Source organism: Symplocastrum torsivum, from assembly GCF_059505465.1.
In genome coordinates this window covers 1-6,366 of record NZ_JCACKQ010000106.1, presented here as the reverse complement: position 1 = coordinate 6,366, position 6,366 = coordinate 1, and the positions used below count along the sequence as shown (strand labels likewise).

The 6,366-nt window shown below is 45.3% G+C and carries 5 protein-coding genes; 3 read left to right on the top strand and 2 right to left on the bottom strand.

The window, feature by feature from the left end; all coding sequences use genetic code 11:
* Positions 1-137 precede the first annotated feature (137 nt).
* Complete coding sequence (locus AC5JL3_RS25045; RefSeq protein WP_496077060.1) at positions 138-2,021, bottom strand: hypothetical protein; 1,884 nt, start codon at positions 2,019-2,021, stop codon at positions 138-140.
* A gap of 397 nt (positions 2,022-2,418) precedes the next feature.
* Between AC5JL3_RS25045 and AC5JL3_RS25040 the strand changes: the two genes are divergently transcribed.
* Positions 2,419-2,736, top strand: coding sequence for a hypothetical protein (locus AC5JL3_RS25040; RefSeq protein ID WP_496077059.1), 318 nt, complete (start codon positions 2,419-2,421; stop codon positions 2,734-2,736).
* A 59-nt stretch (positions 2,737-2,795) separates the two neighbouring features.
* Here AC5JL3_RS25040 and AC5JL3_RS25035 read toward each other — a convergent pair whose 3' ends face one another.
* Complete coding sequence (locus tag AC5JL3_RS25035) at positions 2,796-3,527, bottom strand: ribbon-helix-helix domain-containing protein (protein ID WP_496077058.1); 732 nt, start codon at positions 3,525-3,527, stop codon at positions 2,796-2,798.
* Positions 3,528-3,911: 384 nt separating this feature from the next.
* On the opposite strand from AC5JL3_RS25035, the gene AC5JL3_RS25030 reads away from it, so the two are divergent.
* Positions 3,912-5,288, top strand: coding sequence for a cytochrome P450 (locus AC5JL3_RS25030; RefSeq protein WP_496077057.1), 1,377 nt, complete (start codon positions 3,912-3,914; stop codon positions 5,286-5,288).
* Between the two features lie 88 nt (positions 5,289-5,376).
* The gene (locus AC5JL3_RS25025) at positions 5,377-6,306 is read left to right on the top strand and encodes a DUF5995 family protein (protein ID WP_496077056.1); all 930 of its coding nucleotides are present in this window, start codon (positions 5,377-5,379) and stop codon (positions 6,304-6,306) included.
* Positions 6,307-6,366: the final 60 nt, after the last annotated feature.

Genomic DNA, 6,366 nt, shown 5'->3' with positions numbered 1-6,366 from the left:
AGTCAGGTCTTCGGAATCCAGTAGGAGACATCATCATTCCGATAGAACCTAAGAATGCCGCGTTGAGAGCTATCGAGAACGCATTCTGAGCTAAGCCCTGGTGCCTTGGGTTAGACCTGCTAGGCTCCGCGCAATCGCTAAGTTTTGTCTTTAAGAAACGCTGCTTTCTGTTCTGGCAGCATCGCTGCCCAAAGGTCTACTACGTTCAAGCCGTGTGGAGGAAGGTCAGGTATCGTTAGGTTGGTCTTACCTTTCTTACTAATCATGTCTTGGAAAAATTGGTTCATTGGGGCATCGATTTTCTCTGCATCGGGTGTGGTGTAGACCTCTTTGGCGATTTTATCGCTCTGGGCCATCTGCCGATTTCGCATATTTGTTTTGAGTTGAGGAGCTACGTGCAAGTTCTCAATGTGAGAGTTGAAGAGTCTTCGCATCTCATGAGGATTGACGGATTTTCCAGTGAATCCCTCAGTAGCACTTCTGACAGTTCGGTAAACGCTTGTTGGTGTTAAAGGCTTTTTATTTCTTAATCCAAAAAATAAATGATTCGTTTTTGGAGCCAGTAGAGACCGATACTCATGAACCCATTTATTGACGTAATCATAGAGAAAGGTTCCGTCAAAAAACTGATGATTTGGTAGGTAGTAAGGATTAAATCCGTAAGTATCGAAGGTTTTGCCATTTCGCATACCAATAACCCACCGAGCCTTTGATGGGTCAGCCATTTGACGAGCATCAATTACTTCCTTGCCGATGATTTGCCCCAGAACAAATGACTCTCCAATAATTAAACTGCGGAGAATCTGTTGTCTGGCTGGAGGCATTACACAAAAGAAAGCATATAAAAGAAATCGCTGATAATTACCAGCAATTGCTGTTGTAGAACGTTTTTTTCCAATACGTCTATTCCGATACCTATTAAGTCTTTCAGTATCGGCGAGTGTTTTCAAGTGAATCAAAACATCATAGATGTCCCGTATGTTTTCATCTACTTCATGCCAAGGAATCGCTTTTTTACTTTTAGGAATAACAGGGTCTTGTTGTTTTACTTTTTTGGTGTTTTCATTTATTAGTTTCCGAATTTCTTCAACGGCTGGTATGCCCTTGTATGCCACGTCGTAACCTTTTCTGCTATCAACTTTTCTCTCTTCCTGATAAAGAAATTTCGCTATGTTCAAAAAAGTAAAAAGCAAATTTTGTTGGGTCTTGGGAACGTTAGACCATATATCAATAATTTTTTTGATGTTGTTGACCGTTTTTTGAGCTACCCGTATAGCTTCTTCATAAGCATCTTCCTCTGCATCTCGTCTATCTTGGCGGTTTGGATAAGCTTCTTTATCTAAAATGAGTTTTACAACAGGAACGAAATATTCCATTCGCACTTCATCCATTGGGACTTTTCCAAGGCGTACTACATCGATAACTTTCTGGGGATTGTTGTTAGCCCTCGGTTCGGGAGTCTTATATTCAGTCAACAACCCTAATAGCCTTTTAAGCTGCCTGATTTCGACTGTAATATCTTTTTTTCCGATTATCTCTATTAAAAACTTTGAATAATCTTTTATTTGTTGCTCTAACACTGGATTGAAGTAATCTCCTACACAAGCTCCCAATGCATACGGTGGTCTATATGGTTTTTCCCGAAGGCGTTGTTCAGGGAATTTTCGAGCAAAGCTAACTGTTGTTTCTTTGTCGTTTTTTTCATGGGGAATTGCCCACTGCATTTCTATTAGAAAGGAGCAAAACTTTTTGAAAGAACAGATGACGTTACGGGTTGTATCGTTGGAGATAACCTCTTGTTCTTCCAAGGTCTTTAACCGTTTTTCAAGAAGATTCGGGTCTAAGTCTACAATTTCCTGTGGTGAAACCGATTCAAGAAATTTTAAGCCTGGCTCTTGTTTACGGTTCGGCGCTTCTGGACCACCCAAGAGCGGAACAATGTGTTTGACAATTCGTGACCTGATATTTGCTGTGTCTTCTTTGATTGTTTCGATAGCTTGTCTTGCGTTAGACGTATCCATTATTTATTACCTTCTAGTTTAAAGTTAAAAGATTGCGATTCGCAGTCAACGAAAGCGGTAGTAAATGCTTGATTGCATCCCGTTATATCACGACAAATATTGATTATCAAAGAAAGGGCAGTACAGCCATACAAAGGAAACTCACGACTTAGAAATCCTGTATTCATCCTATAGAAAGGATTCCAGATATTTACATCAACAAAAATGTAATACTTGAATGTAATATAAAAGTAATGTTGTAATAAATCTGCAATACTGCGGTTTGTAGCCAATCTCTTTCTCTGAGCTTTCTTTAAAATCATTTCCTTAATCTAATTGCCGTATTATTAACTCGCAACTGATTGTTTTTGCTATAAAAATAGTAGAATTTGAGAGCAAACCGAACTCAAATAATGGCATGACAAAGAAAGGAGCGGAGCCTTGGAATAAAGGGCGAAGAGCGAACTATGATATGGATTATCGAGAAGGTCCGGTCTACAAGAATAGGTCGCTGAATCAATTTGGAGAAAAGAAGGAGGGGTCTTCAATTCAGTTCACTCCAACGTTGTGGAACATGTTAAACAATTTGGAAAAATCGGAATCAAAATTGCGGCGAAAAAAGATTTCGCGCAGTGAGGTCACGGAAGAGCTTTTAAGGGCTGTTCCAGAGCTAGTTGAGGCAGTAGAAAACTTTATAGTGACGTGGGCAAAATCACTCAAAAATACTAAATATTGAGCAATAAAATGCCCTGGTTAAAACGCCAGGGCATTTTGTTATTTTGGATATTAACTATTTCATTTCCAAGAACCGCCGTAACTACGAAACTCTGTAATTTGGGAAAGCGGCACGAATTGTAAGGGCTGACCTCTCCCTCCGCTTCCCTTCCAAGTCCAAGCAACATTATCTGGGTCACGTTCGCGACTCCAAGCTGCAAAGCTCTCCTTCCCCTTCCCCCGTTGCTTCTGAACCGCCTTATCCGAGATACCCAGTCGCGTTGCCAAGGTAGTTTGCGAAAGCGGAGCTGGGGGTAGCGTCGGAGTGGGTGCGCTACTAGGTACTTCACCTCGTGCTGTGTTTGCAGGAGAAGCGGATTGCCTCGGCACTGTACTCGGTGCTTCATAGGATACGTCACTGGCTGGAGGAGTAGTGGAATTTGATGCGGTACTTTGTACGGTGCTAAGTGCCTCACCTGGTATGTTAGATATCTTATCAGAAGTGGAATCAAATGCGGTACCAAGTGCTGCATTAGGGGCGGTACTGTCTGACTTCATCGGTGCCTCCAGTGCAGTTACTCTCATCTCTATCCTTGTCAGCTCGATAACGATGGTATTTAAAAAATCACTGATTCTTCCTTTTCGTACATTACCCGTCTGCTCTACGGGATACGGTACTCCTAGATAATCAGACAAAATCTCTACAATGGCGGCGCTACGAGACTCGATGCCAGCTTCTTTCTTCCAATCGTCCAGTGCCTCAAGAATTACTTGAGGAATATAAGCCGTAACCTTTGGGTGTTCTGTTCCCATGTTGTGCAGCACTCAGTACGTCACCCAGTAGTGTACGGCTTTTCTCCTTAGTAAACTGGTGCCATAAGTGTGCTTATGAGACGGCTCGCACATTCCGGTTTAAGAACGTTTACCGGAATGTTCAACAAATTAACGAAGCCTCAAGGGCAATGAGCTTGCATACAGCAGGATGGCTGACATCTTACACCGGCAGCGATAGCAAGTGCGATGAAAGTTCCGCCAGGTATTTCATTTGTCGAAGGGCAAGTGCGCTCGCTGTGAACCTAGCAGGTCTTGTCCAACTGAATACAGTTTTTTTTGGATGGGGCGGTTTAATGTAGGTTGCCTCAACCTGCCCGATAGAATGTTTGACAAACTGGGTCAATAATTGGGATAGCAACAAAAATGTCTACACTTAAACTGCCAGATGGTCCCCAGACACACCCTTGGGTACAGACGTTCCAGTGGCTCGCTAATCCTCTAGGTTACATGGAAGCCTGTGCCCAACGCTATGGTGATATCTTCACTCTCCGGATTGGTCCAGTCTTTACCCCTCAAGTATTCATTAGCAATCCGCTAGCGATTCAGGAGATTTTCAGTACCGAGCCAAAACAGTTGGACTCGGGTGAGGAAGCGGGTATTAAATCGCCTTTACTGGGGCGTCAATCACTGGTGACGATCGCTGGAGAGCGGCACCGAAGGCGGCGCAAGCTGTTAATGCCTCCCTTTCATGGAGAACGGATGCGGGCTTATGGTCAACTGGTGCGTGACATCACCGAGAAAGTAACGGGGCGATGGACGATTGGAGAACCCTTATCAATTCGTCCTGAAATGCAAGCGATCTCCTTTGAGGTCATCTTGAAAGCTGTATTTGGTTTAGAGGAGGGTTCTCGTTACGAAACGCTACAGGAACTCTTGAGTGCACTGCTAAATCCCAAGAATTCTCTGTTGCAAGGCATGATTATTGTTTTCCCCGTGCTGCAACGAGATTTTGGGACGTGGAGTCCGTGGGGACAGTTGATGCGCCAACTACAACAAATTGACGACCTGATCTACTCTGAGATTGCCTCTCGCCGAGCCAAACCCGACCCATCTCGGACTGATATTCTGTCAATGATGATGTCGGCTCGTGATGAAGCGGGTGAGCCGATGAAAGATGTGGAACTACGAGATGAGTTGATGACCCTGTTGATAGCGGGTCATGAAACCACGGCGCTTGCCTTAGCTTGGGCATTGTACTGGATTCACCATCTGCCCCAAGTGCGTGAGAAACTGTTGCAAGAGTTGGATGCCCTCGGTGAAAACCCCGATCCGAGTGCAATTGTGCGACTGCCCTATTTGAATGCTGTTTGCCAAGAAACGCTGCGAATTTACCCAGTGGCGATGTTGGCATTAAATCGAGTGGTCAAGTCACCGCTAAAGATTGCGGGCTACCAATTCGAGCCTGGTATTCTACTGGTTCCCTGTATTTATTTGACCCATCATCGCGAAGATTTATATCCTCAAGCGAAGCAGTTTAAGCCAGAGCGTTTTCTAGAACGCCAATTTACCCCGTATGAGTTTTTGCCCTTTGGAGGCGGTAACCGTGCTTGTATTGGTATGGCATTTGCTCAGTTTGAGATGAAACTGGTTCTGGCAACAGTGCTATCTCGTTGGCAGTTGGAACTGGCTTCTCGCCAACCCGTTGAGCCAGTACGTAAGGGCGCTCTGCTGGGACCCGCTCAAGGAGTGCCGATGCTGGTGAGAGGGAAGCGTCCTGATTTTCAGCGAGTGGGGGTTTGAGTATCATCCGAACTGTTGTGAACAACAGCTACCACATCGGGTGGGCGTACTACGCATCCGAGTCAAAAACTACTGGAAAGGGAAACTCATGAAAAATTTCTTTTTAGGAAGCTTAGCGGTGCTTCTTGCACTGTCGGGGACGGCAAGAGCAAGCGAGCCGAATCTCACCTCAACAGAAGCTTGCCAGAAGGGGGAACCCGAATGCGTAGACCTCGTTATCGAAGAGATGGAACGCCGATACGAGCTACTGGCAGAGCTATGTGACCATGATGCCTTGTTTGCACTTACCTACTTGCGAACTAGTGAAACGTTTCTCTCGACACTCGACGAAATTGAGTATGAGGACCCAGCTTCGGTGGTTCGGGAGGATGCACTGTTCGCCGAATACTATTTTCGCCCTTACGATGCCTACCACTCAGGAGTAGGCATCGTCCCACCAGCTTGGCAGATTGCCTTTGATACAGCACAGAATCGTTCAGTGGTAGGTGCAGGCAACCTACTTTTGGGCTTCAACGCCCACATTCAACGGGATTTGCCGTTTGTGCTGTATGAGCTTTACCTTCAAGGCACTCCAGTAAGTTACTCAGACCATACCCGCGCCAACCAATTCCTCCAACAAGTGGATGTGACCGAGGAACTGGTACAGAAGTTTGACCCGACCCTTGACGACACAGACTTGCCGGGTGAAGAAGATGACCAGCAGACGTTTCAACTCATCGCTGGGTGGCGTGAAGTCGCCTTCCTCAATTTTGAAAGACTCCGAGATGCTTCGACCGACTCAGAGCGAGAACAGGTGGCAGCAGAAATTGAAGGGTACTCAGCCGCATTTGCACAGGGGCTGCAACAGCAGTTCAGTTACCCACCTGGCACGGATAGCTCAGCTAGGGATGCTTACTGTCAGCGATGCCAAGAAGAAAATCACGCTTCCGTTCCCGAACCCCATTTGGGGTCAGGATTATTGGTGGTGAGTGGCATTTGGCTGCTCATGAATAAGTTCAAACCCAAACGATTACTCTAAATTATTGAGTATTAAACCACCAAGGGTCAGGAACCGACCCAGTTTTAACCAAAAAAGCTT

Excerpts from the sequence above, each read along its gene's own strand:
- AC5JL3_RS25045 (WP_496077060.1), bottom strand. The coding sequence starts at position 2,021 with ATGGATACGTCTAACGCAAGACAAGCTATCGAAACAATCAAAGAAGAC.
- AC5JL3_RS25040 (WP_496077059.1), top strand. The coding sequence starts at position 2,419 with ATGACAAAGAAAGGAGCGGAGCCTTGGAATAAAGGGCGAAGAGCGAAC.
- AC5JL3_RS25035 (WP_496077058.1), bottom strand. The coding sequence starts at position 3,527 with ATGGGAACAGAACACCCAAAGGTTACGGCTTATATTCCTCAAGTAATT.
- AC5JL3_RS25030 (WP_496077057.1), top strand. The coding sequence starts at position 3,912 with ATGTCTACACTTAAACTGCCAGATGGTCCCCAGACACACCCTTGGGTA.
- AC5JL3_RS25025 (WP_496077056.1), top strand. The coding sequence starts at position 5,377 with ATGAAAAATTTCTTTTTAGGAAGCTTAGCGGTGCTTCTTGCACTGTCG.